Genomic DNA, 14744 nt, shown 5'->3' with positions numbered 1-14744 from the left:
CTTGTCTACCTGCCTAATCTACTTGCATGGTTTACGGTTGCCTTTTGGACTTCACGACTTTTGGTTCGCTTGTCCACCGTGCAAGCCTTAGTATTAGGTTTCTGTTCGTCAGGCTACAATTTTGCTATCCCTTCTTCTCGCCTGTACCTCACGGTACAAGCCTTGGGAATTGCTATGAGGTTCGCTGGCAACTACGCCCTTCGTGGACTTTCACCACAGATTGATGACATGCCCGTCATACCAAAAAAACTACCAAGACAAGCTTGGTAGTTTTTAATATGTCTAATTTTTATGTACTTTTTATTCTGGATCAATTGCGTCTACTGGACAAACAGAAGCACAAGTTCCACAATCAATACATGTATCTGCGTCGATTACATAAGCATCGTCTCCAGCTGAGATTGCTTCTACTGGACATTCACCTGCACATGTTCCACATGAAATGCATGTATCTGCGTCTATTACGTAAGCCATTATTTTACCTCCTAATGTTTTACTAATATGAGTATACATTATTAATTCAAAAATGTCAACTAAAAGCTAATATTTATACTTAAAACGCCTAAAATCCGATAAATTATGCAAAGTGATAATTATTATCAATTACATTTCTAAATTAATTTCTGATAATTTAAATATTTTTTCTATATTTTCTTCATCATCGGATTTTATCCTAACTCTACACTCTTCTTTTACGTAGTCATTTCTTAGTACTACTCCACAGCTTTCTTCTGTATTTACTTTTTGCCCACATTTTGGCATTATTTTTTTCATGTACATATAGTTGTCTTCTTCAAAAGATAAACAACACATTAGTCTTCCACATACACCGGAAATTTTTGCAGGATCCAGGCTGATGTTTTGGTCTTTGGCATATTTTATAGATAATGGTACAAAATCAGTTAGGTGCCTCGAACAACAACATTGCTGGCCACAAGTTCCAAAGTGTTGGATTAGTTTTGCGTGATCTCTCACCCCTATTTGCCTTAATTCTATTCTAGATCTGAACCTTTGGGCCAAATCTTTTACTAATTCCCTAAAATCCACTCTTTTATCAGATGTGAAAAAGAAAACTAGCTTGTTTTTATCCAAAGTATAATAAGAATCCACCAGCTTCATATTTAGCTTATATGAATCAGCTAGGCTTTGACACACTTCTAAGGCTTCTTTGGCTTCAATATTGTTTAGAATTTTTCTTTTCAAATCCTCTTCATCAGCAATTCTTACAACAGTTTTTAATTTTTTATTAAATTTTTCTTCGTCTATATCAAGATTAATGAGGGCAACTTCCCCTATTTCTAAGCCATTTTCTGTTTCTACGACTAGACTTTGCTTACATTTATAGTTCTCATTTCCCGCATCAAAATAATATATTTTTCCGGCTTTTCTAAATCTAACGCCTACTACGTTCACTTTGCAGCATTCCTCCCATATAAATATTAAATATAATTTCCTCTATAGATAAATCATAATTAATATTTGTTTTTAGTCCTGTTCTAACTTTATTAACTAATTCAATATGATTTTCAATTTGGTCAAAAGTCATATCAGCTAAATATGTTAAATTAAATTTGACATCTTCCCCTATTTTTAAGTCTTCTTTGTACTTATATAATAATACCAGTTGAAATAAATCTAAAAATCCATTCAAAATATCTAGCTTGTTTTCTTTAAAGCTTGCGAAAAAATCTTTATTTTGATAAAAACTAATAAGCTTACCTTGGTAGATATCTTTTATGATTGATGACAACTTTACCATATCAAGATTAGATATTTTTTTATTATTGGCTAAGCTAATAATCTGACACCTAGACCTAATAGTTTTTAACATCAGATTACTATTAGTAGTTGTAAAGATAACCATATTGTAATCTTTAAGCTCTTCTAATGTTTTTAAGAGGGCATTTGAACCCTCATCCCTCAAATTTTGAGCATTGTTTATTATATATATTTTTATTTTCTTATTTGTTGGGCTTAAGGATATGTCCTTAGTTAATAATCTAATAGTATTTATGTCTATTATATTATCATTATTATCAATGACATATAAGTCAGGATTAGTTTCATTATTCAAATCTAATCCCTTTGTTTTAAACACCTCGTTTGCAAATTCTTTTGCAAAGCTTAGATTATCAATATCATTCTCGCCTTCAAATATATAAGCATGAAATAATTGATTATTTTTAAGCTGTCTTTCTAGGATACTCATAATCTAATGTATTGATCTACATCTAGGATAAATATTGTTGCTCCTCCAACTGTTATATCAACAGGTACGGTGTTTGTCAAAAGTGAGCTTTCTGCAGATGGGTTAATAATAGTTGTAGTTGTATTTCTCCTCTTGCAGTTTTTCTCTATAACAGCTAATACTTCATCAAGTTTTTCTTCTTCTACACCTATTAATAGTGTTGTATTGCCTTTTTTTAAGAATCCTCCTGTTGTAGAAAGTCTGGTTACCCTATATCCACTCTCTGTTAGAGCATCCATCAAAAAATTCACATCTGCATCTTGTACAATGGCTAATAATAATTTCATTTAATCCTCCAATATATTTAATATCAAATCTAAAGCAGACTTACTTACTTCGTCAATTGATTTGCTCGCATCTATTTCACATATTTCATCTTGGTAAAGCTTTGCCATATCAAGATAAGCGTCAAAGATTTTTTTGTGAAAATCAAATTCTTCATTTTCCAATCTGTCAGCAGTAAAATTTGCTCTTTTTCTGATAAGGGCATCTTTGTAATCTATGTTAAAAAATACAGTCAAATCAGCTTTTAGGCCATCTGTTGCAAAATCATTAATGGCTTTAATTTCATCTATACCTAGTCCCCTACCAACTCCTTGATAAGTTAGAGAACTTAAGACAAACCTATCACACAAAATAATCTCTCCAGCTTCCATAAGCGGTTTTATTTTCTCACTTACTAGCTGGGCACGGCTTGCTGCAAATAATAAGGCCTCAGTTTTTGCATCCATATTTATATTTTCATTATCAATTATAATATCTCTTATTTTTTCTGATATGAATGTACCGCCTGGTTCTCTCAACAAGTTTGTCTTGTAGCCTTTTGATATTAATATTTCGTTTACTTTATTTAAGATTGTGGTTTTGCCTGAACCATCTGGTCCTTCAAAAACAATAAATTTTCCATTCATATTATTATTATAACAAATGCTTGTAATTTTTGGAAATAAAAAAAGACCCTAAGGTCTTTAAATTAATTATTCAGCATCTTCGCTTGATTCTTCGCCTTCTTCTGTTTCATCAACAGTAGGAACATCAGCTGCATCTACTGCTTCGCTATCTTCATCTTCAGGAATTTCAACTTCTTGAACTTCTTGTAGTGAACAGATAACATCATCGTCTTCAGCTAGAATTGTGATGTTTTCATTTCCAAAGATATCAAGGTCAGCTACAGTTCTTACATCACCAATTTGAATATCTGTAACATCTGTTTCTGCTGTTTGTGGAATGTATTTTGGTAAACATTCAACTTCGATTGTATCTACATTTTGAACCAATACTGATTGATCAATCTTGATATCATCTCTACCAAGTAGAACAACTGGTACAGATACTCTGATTGTTTCGTTTTGATTGATTGCTTGGAAATCTACGTGTAGATATTGATTTTTGTATGGGTGTGTTTGGTAATCTTTAATAAGTACATCTTTTTTATCACCTTCAATATCTAATGTGATAATTGTTGATGTACCAGCTTGTCTTAATATTTTATCGAAATCTCTTGATGTGAATTGTACATTAAGATTATCTTCACCTTTGGCATAGATAACGCCTGGAATTAATTCTTCAGCTCTTAATTTGTTAACTTTATTTTTTCCAGTAGCTTGACGATTATTTGCGTTTAAAACTAAGTCTGCCATATTCCCTCCTTAATAATATTTTCATACTGACTAATTATACCCTAATTTTCACATCTTTACAATGATAAATTTTTATTATAAGATAAGTGGTAGTAGTATTTAATATCAAAAAGGAGAATATTATGACTAAAAGAAAAGCTAAGTTTGGAAGCTTTGATATTAGTTTATCTGGCGAAGAATTAAAAATAGGAGATAAAGCTCCAAATTTTAAGGCTTTAACTAAAGACTTAGAAGATTATAATTTTTATAAAGAAATGCAAGGAGTAACTATTATATCAGTTATTCCATCTCTTGATACATCTATTTGTGAATTACAAACATATATGTTAAATAAAGCTAGCCAAGAAGATATGCTCAATATTATTTCAATTTCTAACGATTTACCCTTTGCTGAGCAAAGATTTGTTAGAGAAAAGGAATCTGAAAATATAGTATTTTTGTCTGACTATTTATATAATGATTTTGCAAAATCATATGGAGTTTTGATAGAAGAATATAATTTATTAAATAGAGCTATATTTGTCATTGATGAAAACAAAATAATTCGCCATCTAGAATACCTAGATCAAAATACAAACTTGCCTGATATAACAAAGGCAGTAGAAGTCGCAAAAAGTCTATAAAAAATCCTAAGGACTAGATTGCATCCTAAAGTCGGATTTATAAATCCAACCTTAGGGAATATGCTCTCTAAGCCTTAGGGTTATTTTTTTATAAACTCATTATATTTATCTCTATCATAAACCACATCTAGTTCGCCTATAAAGGCAGTATACTTATCTGGATAGCAAAAGCCTTCTTTAAATCTATAGAGGCCATCTTTGCTATCAACAGAGAATACTCCACCAAAGTCAAAGTATTTATATTCATTTTCCTTTGACCATTTTATTTCTTCCCAAATCATATTGAAATTTGGCATCTTGTTTCTATGTTCATTAGAACTAGCTGCATAAAGATAATATACTTTATCATTATAAGCAACTAGGAGTGAAGATGAAAGTGGCTCTCCCTTATAATAAGAGGTGAAGATTTCACCACCCATATGGTCACATAGCCTTTGAAAGTAATCTTTTGGTCTGTGTCCTATTCCTTGCCTATCAGCCATGATTTTTGTAAGCTCATAAAAAGTATCAATTGTCTTTTCATTAGTTTCTCTGATAGTTTCAATCTCATTTCTATATGATTTTCTTATATTCCTTCTTGTTGCTGAAGAAAAGTTTTCAAAAAGAGTATCTTCATCTTTGCTTGCAATTTCTAAAATCATATTGTATCTAGGTTGAGTAAAGGCATGGTTGTCTAAACCATAGGTTCTAAAGTCATATCCTCTTTTTTCATATTCATAGATTATTTTCTCATTAAAATCTACTTCTGGATCCATTCTCAAAAGAAATGCATCGTATTTATCAACTAATACTTCCGCTTCCTTAATTAATTCTTGGACAAGATCATAATCTTTGAAATCACAAACTGGACCTCTTGGTGCATATAAGAAATGCTTACCATTGTCATTTTTTATGCCTATAACACTCATTGCTCCTGCAATGTGACCATTCTTTTCAACATATACATAATCATTTGTCCAATTAGCCTTAATCTTAGCCCAATTTGGATCTTGCATTGCTTTGCCATATTGAGAATTTCTGACAAAGTCTTTGTATTCTTCCATTTGTTTTTTTGTTTCAACTAGTGGCATTATATCTCCTAATCTATCAAGCCTTCAATAAGGGTTAGGGTAGTCAAAGCTCCTATTCCCTTTTTGCTTGTTAAAACTTTTATATCTAAATCTTTTAAATCTTGGTAATCAATATCACCTACTATCATACCATTAACATAAGATGTTCCAACATCTATGAGGATTTGTCCATCTCTAAAATAAGTCTTGTCATAATGATTGGCCCTGCCGATTGCTGATATAAAAATATCAGAACTCTGAATAAGTTCTTTTTGATTCTTAGTAAGGCTATTTATAACACTTACCGTAGCTCTTGATCTTGACAAATATGTTGCCAAAGGTAAACCGATTAGAGTACTTCTATTTGCTATTGTGATGTTTTTACCTCTAAGATCAGTTATAGATTGTAAGTACCTAGCTATAGCTTTGGGTGTTGCTGGCAGATAGCCAATTTGCCCATTTAATGCTCTACCTTGAGAAGAGTAGGTAAAGCCATCTAAATCTCTAATTTTGATTTCTGAACGTATAATATCTAAATACTTGTAATTATCAAAAGGCAACAATAATATAAATCCATCGTCTTTATTGAAACCGTTAGCAAAATCGATAATCTGACCAGGATTAGTAGCTGAGTCGAATTCTTTATCCACAAAATCAATACCAAATTGTTGGCATTTTTTTATAATAAATTTCTTATATGATATCTCCTCACTGTTAGGATTCATTGACAGTATAAGTAGTTTATTATTGATTTGTGACTTTTCTAAATGATCAATTATCTGCTTTTTTAATTTGTCAGTGTTTAATATTTCCATCATATCTCCATTAAAAAAACGCCCACACGGACGTTTTAAATGTTATTTTCTTAGAAAATTCTTCTAGCACCTCTGAATGTATTTTGATAATAACTATTATAAACATTATCGTATCTTACACCAGATCTTGGTGTTGAAGCATGAATAAATGTACCATCTGAGCTTGTTATAATACCAACGTGGTCAATTCCACCGCCCTTGATGGAAAAGAATATTAAGTCACCTGGTTGTAAGCTATTGTAGTCTACAGCATATCCAGTATTAAACTGTGCTGCTGAAGAGTGTGGTAAGCTTACTCCAAGTTGCCTATAAGTATTAACTACTAGGCCTGAACAGTCAAAACCAACAGATGGATTAGATGATCCCCAAACATATGGATATCCAACAAATTGCCCAGCAATATTTGCAGCTGAAAGGCCATTGTTATTTACTGCAGGTTTTTGTGCTTGTTCTACAGCTACTTCTTGTTGATCTTTTACTTCCTCTACAGGTGCTTTTGCTTCTTCCTTTACTTCTTCAGTTGTTAGATAGCTTGAAGAAACGTATGAAGTTTTACCATTAAAATCAAATTTAACCCAGCCGTCTGCTATTTCACCAGAAACTTTTGTACCCTTACTTAGGGTACCAACGATATTTCCGCTAACAGCTTTATCACGTACGTTAAGTACATTTGTGTTGTAAACCCAACCAGTGAATGCTTGGCCTTTTACTTCTGGGATCACTTCTTCTTGCACTTGTTCACTAGCCTCATTATTTTCTACTACTTCTTCAACTTGGGCTTGTTCTTCAGTTGCCTTTTCTTCTACAACTTCTTCAGTTTGAATTTCTGTATTTGCTTCTTGAACTTCAGGAGCCTCTTCTTGCTTATCTTTATTATTTAATGAATCTATTAAATCTTGTGGGTATGAATCACTTAAATAAGCTAGTTTAACATAACCGTCATTGGTCTTAAACCACTCACCGTCAACTGTTCCGCTGATTTTTTCACCAGCTGCCAATGTTTTTACAATGTTTGAAGAATCTTCAAAAGATTTGCTGCTTCTAACATTTAGAGCTTGAGTATTGATGTATTTTACAAGCTCATTGATAATTTCTTCTGGAGTCTCTTCGCTAACTTCTGCATTACTATCATCAGCTTGATTTTCACTTTCGTTAATTACAGAATCATTGCTCTCAGCTTCAGTGCTTACAGCCTCGTTGCTATCAAGATATTCTACTTGTGAGTCGATATCACTTTGTTCGTTTTCAACCAAGTCTTCCTCATTGATATTTTCGATAGCACTATCAAGATTTACGTCTTCATAAACTACTAGTTGATTATCATCAACTTCTTCATTTACTGCGACTTCTTCTTCAGAAACTTCTTCTTCTGCAGATACTATGTCTTCATTTTCTACATCTGCAGTTTCTTCCTCTTCATATGTAGTTTCTTCAATTGAAATAAGTTTCTCTGCAACAATTTTATTGGCTGCTTCTTCTATTTTAGCAACTTTTTCTTCATCATCTTTTGTAGTCTTGTGAATTCTTTTTTCTTTTGCTATTGCTGTATTTTTAAGATCTTTTGTATAATCAGCTTGTATAAAGCTCACATAATCGTTATTTTCTGTGTAAGATGGACTAATCATAGAATTAGTATTTTTATCAGAATCTAAATTATTTACTGTAGAAGCATATGCTGTTGCTCCTGCAGTTACAGCTGCTATAAGAGATAAAGCAGCTCCTATATTTTTTTTATTCATTAGTGTAAAATCCTCTCCTTAAATAGTTTGGTATTCCTTTATGAATTAAAATCTTACTATATTCTATACTAAATTAACAAAATAGTCAACAATTAGTTACAAAAAAATTACACTTACAGAAAAAACCTACAATTTCAACCTTTATTTCTAAATATAAATTGTAAATTATTTACCAAAAGTGTAAATAAAAAATACTTTGAATTTTTTTGGTTACATTTTGTAACTATTATGTAGGGAGCAAATCTATAAGCCGTGTTCTGTATTAGACAATCATCTATCTAGACTTACTGTTGCCAATAAGCTCAAGCGAACAACCATTCTGGATCAAAGCCGAGCAAGCTTTGTTTGTCATCCCTTCGTTCTTGCACCGGATGGGGTTTACATAGCCTATATGTCACCATATAGCTGGTGAGCTCTTACCTCGCCATTCCAACCTTACCAAAAATTTGGCGGTATACTTTCTGTTGCACTTGCCTGAAGATCACTCCTACTTGACGTTATCAAGCATCCTGCTCTGTGGTGCACGGACTTTCCTCGTACTATGCCGCGATTGTCTGATTTACTCCAAACTTTATTTTACTCTTTATAATATATTTGTAAAATTTATATTAAATAAAAGTCCTAAAATCATCCTCTTTAGAATAAGTATAAACCTTATTATCAGTCATTTTACTTAATATATTTTCTAGCTTATAAATAATATGGTTTTCGCTAGCAAAATGACCAGGATCGATTATTACAAGACCTCTATTTGCATAGTCCATCCCCATATGGTAGGAAACATCTCCTGTAATCATCAGATCACAACCTTGGTTAATTGCATCATCAAAAAGCGAAGAACCAGCTCCCCCACAAACAGCTACTTTTGAAATTTCTTTTTCCATATCGCCATAGCAAACTAGTTCATTAGCCTTAAGGATTTCTTTTACTTTTTTAGCAAAATCTTTTGCTTTTGTAGTTTCTATAACTCCAAATCTACCTAAGCCAGGATCCTTATATAGTTCTAAAACTTGCGGCTTTTGGATCTCTAGTATTTGACAAAGATTGTCATTAAGACCATCGGCTGCGATATCTAGGTTTGTATGCATAGCAAAGACACTTATATCGTTTTTTATAACTTTTTCTAGGCGGTTGTAAAAAGAATCAGTAAAATCAATAGACTTTGTGCCATTAAATAAATATGGATGGTGGGTAATGATTAGGTTACAATCATTTTCTATAGCCATATCTACACCCTCTTCTTCCAGATCCAGACTAATTAGTACATTTTTTAGTTCCTTGTCCAAATTTCCAATCTGGAGTCCTGAGTTATCCCAGTCTTCTTGCAAATCTAGTGGATATTTTTCGCATAATTTGTCTATTAGTTCTCTAATTTCCATCTTTCATAAACCTCATCTATAGCTTCTAATCTTTCGTCTATTTTTTCTAAGCCATCATTATTTTTAGAATTTTTAATGATATTTTCTCTAAAAATCTGATTTTTCTTACGATCTATTAGTAATTTTTCTACTAATAGTTGACTCTTATTTTCTATATTCTCAAATCCATAATATATATCAGAAATTTTCATCTCCTTCTTATTACCATATTTTACCTTTAAAATGTCATAATATTTACCATTTTCAAAGGATAAAAAATCTCTCATAATCTCAAAATTATTATTATATAGAAATAATCTAAGTTTTTCAGTTGCTATGTTTGATTCTAATATCATATAATCAAGATTTTGGGCAAATTCGATGTTAGCATCTATAATATCAACAATAGTATTGCCACCCATACCTGCAATGATTGCGATTTGATTATCTTCTTTTTCTATACCCTTAAATCCATCTGTCACCTTAGTTTTAATTATTTTTGATAAATCATCATCAAGTTGGTCTTCAAGCTTTTTTAAGGATGGTGCGGATATATCAGTAGCCAAAATATTTGAGCTGATATTATTTTTTGCCAAATATAAAGGAACCAATCCATGATCGGTTCCTACATCTATGACACTTTTGCCATAATCTATCAATTTTATGATATCCATTAATCTTTTCTTATCATTCATTATAAAAAGTCTTTCAACGATTCGCTCTTATTCGGACTTTTTAGCTTTCTAAGAGCCTTTGCTTCGATTTGACGTATCCTTTCACGGGTTACATCAAATTCCTTTCCAACTTCTTCTAGTGTTCTTGGTGTTCCATCTATAAGTCCAAATCTTAGTTGCAACACTCGTTTTTCACGAGCACCAAGGCAAGATAAAACTTCGTTTAAATTTTCCCTAAGCATAGTGTAGTTTGCAGCTTCATCTGGATTTATAGCTGATTCATCTTCTATAAAATCTCCCAAGTGTGAATCTTCTTCTTCACCTATTGGTGTTTCAAGTGATACTGGTTCTTGGGCAATTTTTCTGATTTCTTGAACTTTTGAAACTTCTATGCCCATTTGTTCAGCTATTTCTTCGTTAGATGGATCTCTGCCTAGTTCTTGGACTAATTGTCTTTGAGTTCTTACTAATTTATTTATAGTTTCAACCATGTGAACTGGGATTCTTATAGTTCTAGCTTGGTCAGCTATAGCACGGGTTATAGCTTGGCGTATCCACCATGTTGCATAGGTAGAGAATTTGAATCCACGGTTGTAATCGTACTTATCTACTGCCTTCATTAGGCCCATATTTCCTTCTTGAATAAGATCCAAAAAGCTCATACCACGACCTACATATTTTTTAGCAATGGAAACAACAAGCCTTAAATTAGTTTCTGCCAATTTTTGTTTTGCTCTTTTTGATAATAGAACAGCTTTTTTTAGTTTTAATATATCATCTTGGCTAAGCTCGTCATTATCGAAAATTATATGAGCCACATTGCTCATCTCTACCAATTCATTTAATTCTTTAATCTCATCTGCACTTAGACAATTATCTTTGGATAATTCTTTGGATCTATTTGCAGCTTCAATCAATGAATCTATAGTCATCTTATCAAAAGTTTTTAGATATTCTTCATTCAAAGCCTTCGACAATAAATTTGTAAATGACTCATATACAAAGGTAAGCACATTTTCATCTACATTGACATTTAGAATGTGATCAAAGGAATCAAACAAATCACATAGTGAATTTGCATCATTCTCACTAAGCTCTTTATCATTTACAGATTTTTGAGCTATATTACAAATTAACACCTTGTTTTTTAGCTCCTCTATCTTTTCTAAGTCAGGTTCTTCAACCATAATCTCTTCGAAAAGTTTGCCCATTGCAATGATCCCATTTAGATTGTATCCAGATTCTTCACTTAATTTTCCATCATTCTGGTATTCATCATTAGCAATCAATATGGCCTTTGCCAAATTCCCAAAAAATATGGTATTGGATAATTCAATTTTATTTTGCTTATTTAAATTTATACCTTCTAATTTTTTGTAGGCTATCTCACCCATTTCCATTTTTCTAGATAGGTCAATTTCTTCCTTAGCGGTTAATAATGAAACTTTTCCTATTTCCTTAAGATACATCTTTACAGGGTCATCAAGCTTAATGCCAGAAATATTTTCGACATCATCATCTATTTCTTCATCTATATCTTCTTCGTTTATATCGTCGTCATCTAGTGTTTCATCGTCATCTAAATCATCATCCAAATCACTATCATCTAAATCTTCGTCCAATTGTGCTTCTGATTTTTCGACAATTTCAATTCCACTGCTTAAAATTTGAGATATAACGTATTTTTTGCTATCTTCTTCTATTTCTTTAAACGATTCAAAAGTATAGATTTGAGTATAAGTTATAAGTCCATCTTGATTTTCACTAATGGACTGAAATTCTTCTATTATCTCTTTTAAAACATCTTCATCAAGCAACTTATCGCTTTCGCTACTCATTCGTACTCCTCTTGGCTTTTCTTCTATGGGCTTTTAGCTCAAATAACTTTTGTCTTTTTTCAAAAAGCCTAATTTTATCAATCAATTCACTTATTTGTATTGGATTGGTATCATCACTTATATAGTCAAAAATGTAATTATAATCATCATCATTTTGGTCAAACTTGCTTACATCTTTATTTATAATAAAATCTTTAACGTTTAATACTTTTTCATTTTTTAGATGCTGATTAAAAAAATCTTCATTAGATAAATAATCATCTTTCTGATTAAAAATTAATCTAAGTATTTCTAATTCAATAGTATTAAAGGATTTCTTCTTCTCTGGAATAATAATTTTATTCTTTTTATTTGAATAATTTACTCTATTCCCAGTATCAGTACTATACTTGTTTATAGCTTCATTTAAAGTACTTTTATCAATGTTAAATAGAGTTGATACGTTATTTATAAATATTTCTCTAGTTAGGTCTTTGTCTATACTTGCAAGAAATTCTATAAACAAATCCAACTTCTCAAACTTTTCATTTTCATTTGCCTTGCTATATAAATCCAAGATTTTATTATATTTGTAATTATAGACATCCAAGGCTTGGCTCTTTTTTTCTAAGAACTTTTCTTGTCCATATTTTTTAATAAAATCATCTGGGTCAAGTCCTTCTTCTAGAACAATTACCTTAGCTACTACTCCATTATTTAGGAAAATATCGCAAGCTTTGTCAGTAGCCTTCATTCCTGCCCCATCTCTGTCATAGCAAATATATACATTATCTGCATATCTTTTTATAAGTTTGGCTTGGTCGTCTGTTAAAGCAGTACCCAGACTTGCAACAGCATAATCTATACCATGGTTATTTAAAGCTATGACATCCATATAGCCTTCCACAAGGATGATATCTTTCTTTTTTTGTCTCTTATAGACATTTAAGCCGTAAAGGTTGTATCGTTTCTTAAATATACTAGATTCAGGAGAGTTAAGATATTTTGGCATTTGATCATCTATACTTCTACCACCAAAACCTATAACATTGCCATAATGATTTATTATCGGGAAAATAATCCTATTCCTGTACTTATCATAATATTTGCCTTTAGCCGACTTTTTTATAAGTCCTATATCTTCCAAATCATTCTTATCATAACCCTTATATTCACCGTAATTTACCAAGTCATCCCAGGAATTTTTAGCAAATCCTAGCATAAATTTATTAACAATTGAAGATGATAGGCCTCTTTTTTTTAGATAGTTTATTGCATCCCTATTAGTTAGCAAATTCTTGTAATAAAACATCATTACATCTTTGTTTATTTCATAAAGCTCCTTGTTTTTAGGATTCTGTGATGAGCTGTCGTTATAAGTAATAGTAACACCTGTTTTGTTTGCCAAATATTCTAGGCTTTCTTTGTATGATAGGCCCTCTTTTTGCATAATAAAAGAAACAACATCTCCACCTGCTCCACAACCGAAACAGTGAAATAATTGTTTCCTATCGTCAACAGTAAATGATGGTGTTTTTTCATTATGAAATGGACATAAGCCCTTAAAGGAAGACCCAGACCTCTTTAAATCAGTATATTCGCTGATAATATCAACTATATTGGCCCTTGACCTTATTAGCTCTATAGTCGTATCTGAAATCATAGCCATAATATCACCCCTATTAATCAAACTATACTAAGGCAAAAAAACTTTTCAATTTTATATTTTTCGTGAATTGTGAAGAAATTTTATAGTTAAAATGATATAATAATTATAATAAGTAGAATACGATATTAAAATTATATTATAGTTATTACTTTAAATTAATTCTAAAATGTATTATAATATAATATATTATCTTATATATTATCGTAATAGCGGATAGAAGTTCAGGAGAAAAATTATGGATACATTCAATACAAATGATATTGATCGAGAAAATGACATATCAGATCTTGGAATAAAAGTATTAGATAGCCAGAAATTTATTTTTAATAAGAATTATTCTTCAAGAATTCAATTCCATCCATTTACTTATTTTTATTTTCTAATAAATGGCGAGGGCAAACTTTCTATTGAAAATGAGTCAATAGATGTCAGGCAAAATGACCTTATTATTATAAACTCAAATATTGGTCATACTATGTATATAGATGGAAATTTTGATAATTGTGAAGTTATTGGTTTTGGTGTAGAATCTATTTCAATTTCTAGCGTAGATAAGAAAAAAATAGCGTTAATCCAACTAACTTTTTTCATTCAAGTTTAACTGAAGAATCTAAAGCTTTATCAACTTTTGAAAGTATATTTGACGAATATAACTGCAAGTATCTATTTTCTAGATCTATGGCAAATTCTTTGGCATCTATTTTTATTATCAATATCTTAAGAGCTAACGAGGATAAACTTGCTATTCAACATGACAGGAAAATCAACCACCAAATTGATTATGTTAAGTCATACATTGATAACAACTATGCTGAAGATATTAAGTTAGAGCAACTATCTACTATGGCTTATATGAACAAGTTTCATTTGATAGCTGAATTTAAACAAGCTTATAGGGTAACCCCTATAGAGTATTTGATACTAAAGAGAATAGAAATATCAAAAAACTTGTTGATTTCCACAAATCATTCCATGGAGGAAATATCAACCATAGTTGGTTTCAATTCTCAGTCGTATTTTAACCAAGTTTTCAAGAAAAAAACTATGCAAACACCTTCGCAGTTTAGAAAAAAACATAGGCTATAATAAAATCGTTTCATTTTTTCAATAAA

General features: G+C 31.2%; 17 protein-coding genes and 1 other RNA gene. 4 read left to right on the top strand and 14 right to left on the bottom strand.

Going from position 1 to position 14744, the window contains the following annotated elements; translation table 11 throughout:
* Positions 1 to 270: hypothetical protein (locus BN38_RS11375; protein WP_044566117.1), on the top strand; the 270-nt coding region annotated here is incomplete at its 5' end.
* 30 nt (positions 271 to 300) lie between these two features.
* Here the strand turns inward: BN38_RS11375 and BN38_RS06310 are convergent.
* From BN38_RS06310 to BN38_RS06285, 6 genes are all read right to left on the bottom strand, one after another.
* Positions 301 to 474 (bottom strand): indolepyruvate ferredoxin oxidoreductase subunit alpha, encoded by a 174-nt coding sequence (locus BN38_RS06310; RefSeq protein WP_044566116.1) that lies wholly within the window; start codon positions 472 to 474, stop codon positions 301 to 303.
* A 129-nt stretch (positions 475 to 603) separates the two neighbouring features.
* Positions 604 to 1413 carry a PSP1 domain-containing protein gene (locus BN38_RS06305; RefSeq protein ID WP_044566115.1) on the bottom strand — a complete coding sequence of 270 codons (810 nt, stop codon included), beginning with the start codon at positions 1411 to 1413 and terminating at the stop codon, positions 604 to 606.
* Positions 1394 to 2209: a hypothetical protein gene (locus BN38_RS06300; RefSeq protein ID WP_049944459.1), complete on the bottom strand. Its 816-nt coding sequence runs from the start codon at positions 2207 to 2209 to the stop codon at positions 1394 to 1396. Before BN38_RS06300 ends, BN38_RS06305 begins: the two co-directional genes overlap by 20 nt.
* The gene (locus BN38_RS06295) at positions 2206 to 2535 is read right to left on the bottom strand and encodes a cyclic-di-AMP receptor (RefSeq protein ID WP_044566113.1); all 330 of its coding nucleotides are present in this window, start codon (positions 2533 to 2535) and stop codon (positions 2206 to 2208) included. Before BN38_RS06295 ends, BN38_RS06300 begins: the two co-directional genes overlap by 4 nt.
* On the bottom strand, positions 2536 to 3159 hold the full coding sequence (tmk, locus tag BN38_RS06290; RefSeq protein WP_044566112.1) for a dTMP kinase: 624 nt from the start codon (positions 3157 to 3159) through the stop codon (positions 2536 to 2538). It lies immediately after the preceding gene.
* Positions 3160 to 3225: 66 nt separating this feature from the next.
* Positions 3226 to 3888 (bottom strand): 50S ribosomal protein L25, encoded by a 663-nt coding sequence (locus BN38_RS06285; protein ID WP_044566111.1) that lies wholly within the window; start codon positions 3886 to 3888, stop codon positions 3226 to 3228.
* A gap of 122 nt (positions 3889 to 4010) precedes the next feature.
* Between BN38_RS06285 and tpx the strand changes: the two genes are divergently transcribed.
* Positions 4011 to 4511, top strand: a complete 501-nt coding sequence (tpx, locus tag BN38_RS06280) for a thiol peroxidase (protein WP_044566110.1) — start codon at positions 4011 to 4013, stop codon at positions 4509 to 4511.
* Positions 4512 to 4591: 80 nt separating this feature from the next.
* Here the strand turns inward: tpx and BN38_RS06275 are convergent, their stop codons facing one another.
* The 8 genes from BN38_RS06275 to dnaG all read right to left on the bottom strand — a co-directional run bounded on the left by BN38_RS06275 (position 4592) and on the right by dnaG (position 13632).
* Entirely contained in the window at positions 4592 to 5581 is a 990-nt protein-coding gene (locus tag BN38_RS06275; protein ID WP_044566109.1) for a lipid II:glycine glycyltransferase FemX, read from the bottom strand.
* 8 nt (positions 5582 to 5589) lie between these two features.
* Entirely contained in the window at positions 5590 to 6375 is a 786-nt protein-coding gene (locus BN38_RS06270) for a bifunctional 5,10-methylenetetrahydrofolate dehydrogenase/5,10-methenyltetrahydrofolate cyclohydrolase (protein WP_044566108.1), read from the bottom strand.
* A 50-nt stretch (positions 6376 to 6425) separates the two neighbouring features.
* A complete protein-coding gene (locus BN38_RS06265) occupies positions 6426 to 8114 on the bottom strand; it encodes a C40 family peptidase (RefSeq protein ID WP_044566107.1) in 1689 nt (562 codons plus the stop codon).
* 230 nt (positions 8115 to 8344) lie between these two features.
* Positions 8345 to 8680, bottom strand: an RNA gene (gene rnpB / locus BN38_RS10775) — RNase P RNA component class A.
* A 42-nt stretch (positions 8681 to 8722) separates the two neighbouring features.
* Complete coding sequence (locus tag BN38_RS06260; RefSeq protein WP_044566106.1) at positions 8723 to 9493, bottom strand: Nif3-like dinuclear metal center hexameric protein; 771 nt, start codon at positions 9491 to 9493, stop codon at positions 8723 to 8725.
* The gene (locus tag BN38_RS06255) at positions 9475 to 10167 is read right to left on the bottom strand and encodes a tRNA (adenine(22)-N(1))-methyltransferase (RefSeq protein WP_044566105.1); all 693 of its coding nucleotides are present in this window, start codon (positions 10165 to 10167) and stop codon (positions 9475 to 9477) included. The genes BN38_RS06260 and BN38_RS06255 overlap by 19 nt, the downstream gene beginning before the upstream one ends.
* Positions 10167 to 11984, bottom strand: a complete 1818-nt coding sequence (gene rpoD, locus BN38_RS10925) for an RNA polymerase sigma factor RpoD (protein ID WP_084593765.1) — start codon at positions 11982 to 11984, stop codon at positions 10167 to 10169. Before rpoD ends, BN38_RS06255 begins: the two co-directional genes overlap by 1 nt.
* Complete coding sequence (dnaG, locus tag BN38_RS06245; protein WP_044566104.1) at positions 11977 to 13632, bottom strand: DNA primase; 1656 nt, start codon at positions 13630 to 13632, stop codon at positions 11977 to 11979. Before dnaG ends, rpoD begins: the two co-directional genes overlap by 8 nt.
* 235 nt (positions 13633 to 13867) lie before the next feature.
* Between dnaG and BN38_RS11370 the strand changes: the two genes are divergently transcribed.
* Positions 13868 to 14233, top strand: a complete 366-nt coding sequence (locus BN38_RS11370; RefSeq protein ID WP_230197736.1) for a cupin domain-containing protein — start codon at positions 13868 to 13870, stop codon at positions 14231 to 14233.
* Positions 14234 to 14322: 89 nt separating this feature from the next.
* Positions 14323 to 14718, top strand: coding sequence for a helix-turn-helix transcriptional regulator (locus BN38_RS11365; RefSeq protein WP_230197735.1), 396 nt, complete (start codon positions 14323 to 14325; stop codon positions 14716 to 14718).
* Positions 14719 to 14744 lie beyond the last annotated feature (26 nt).

The organism is Anaerococcus provencensis (assembly GCF_000312365.2).
Classification (GTDB): domain Bacteria; phylum Bacillota; class Clostridia; order Tissierellales; family Peptoniphilaceae; genus Anaerococcus; species Anaerococcus provencensis.
This window is presented reverse-complemented; position numbering and strand designations above follow the sequence as displayed.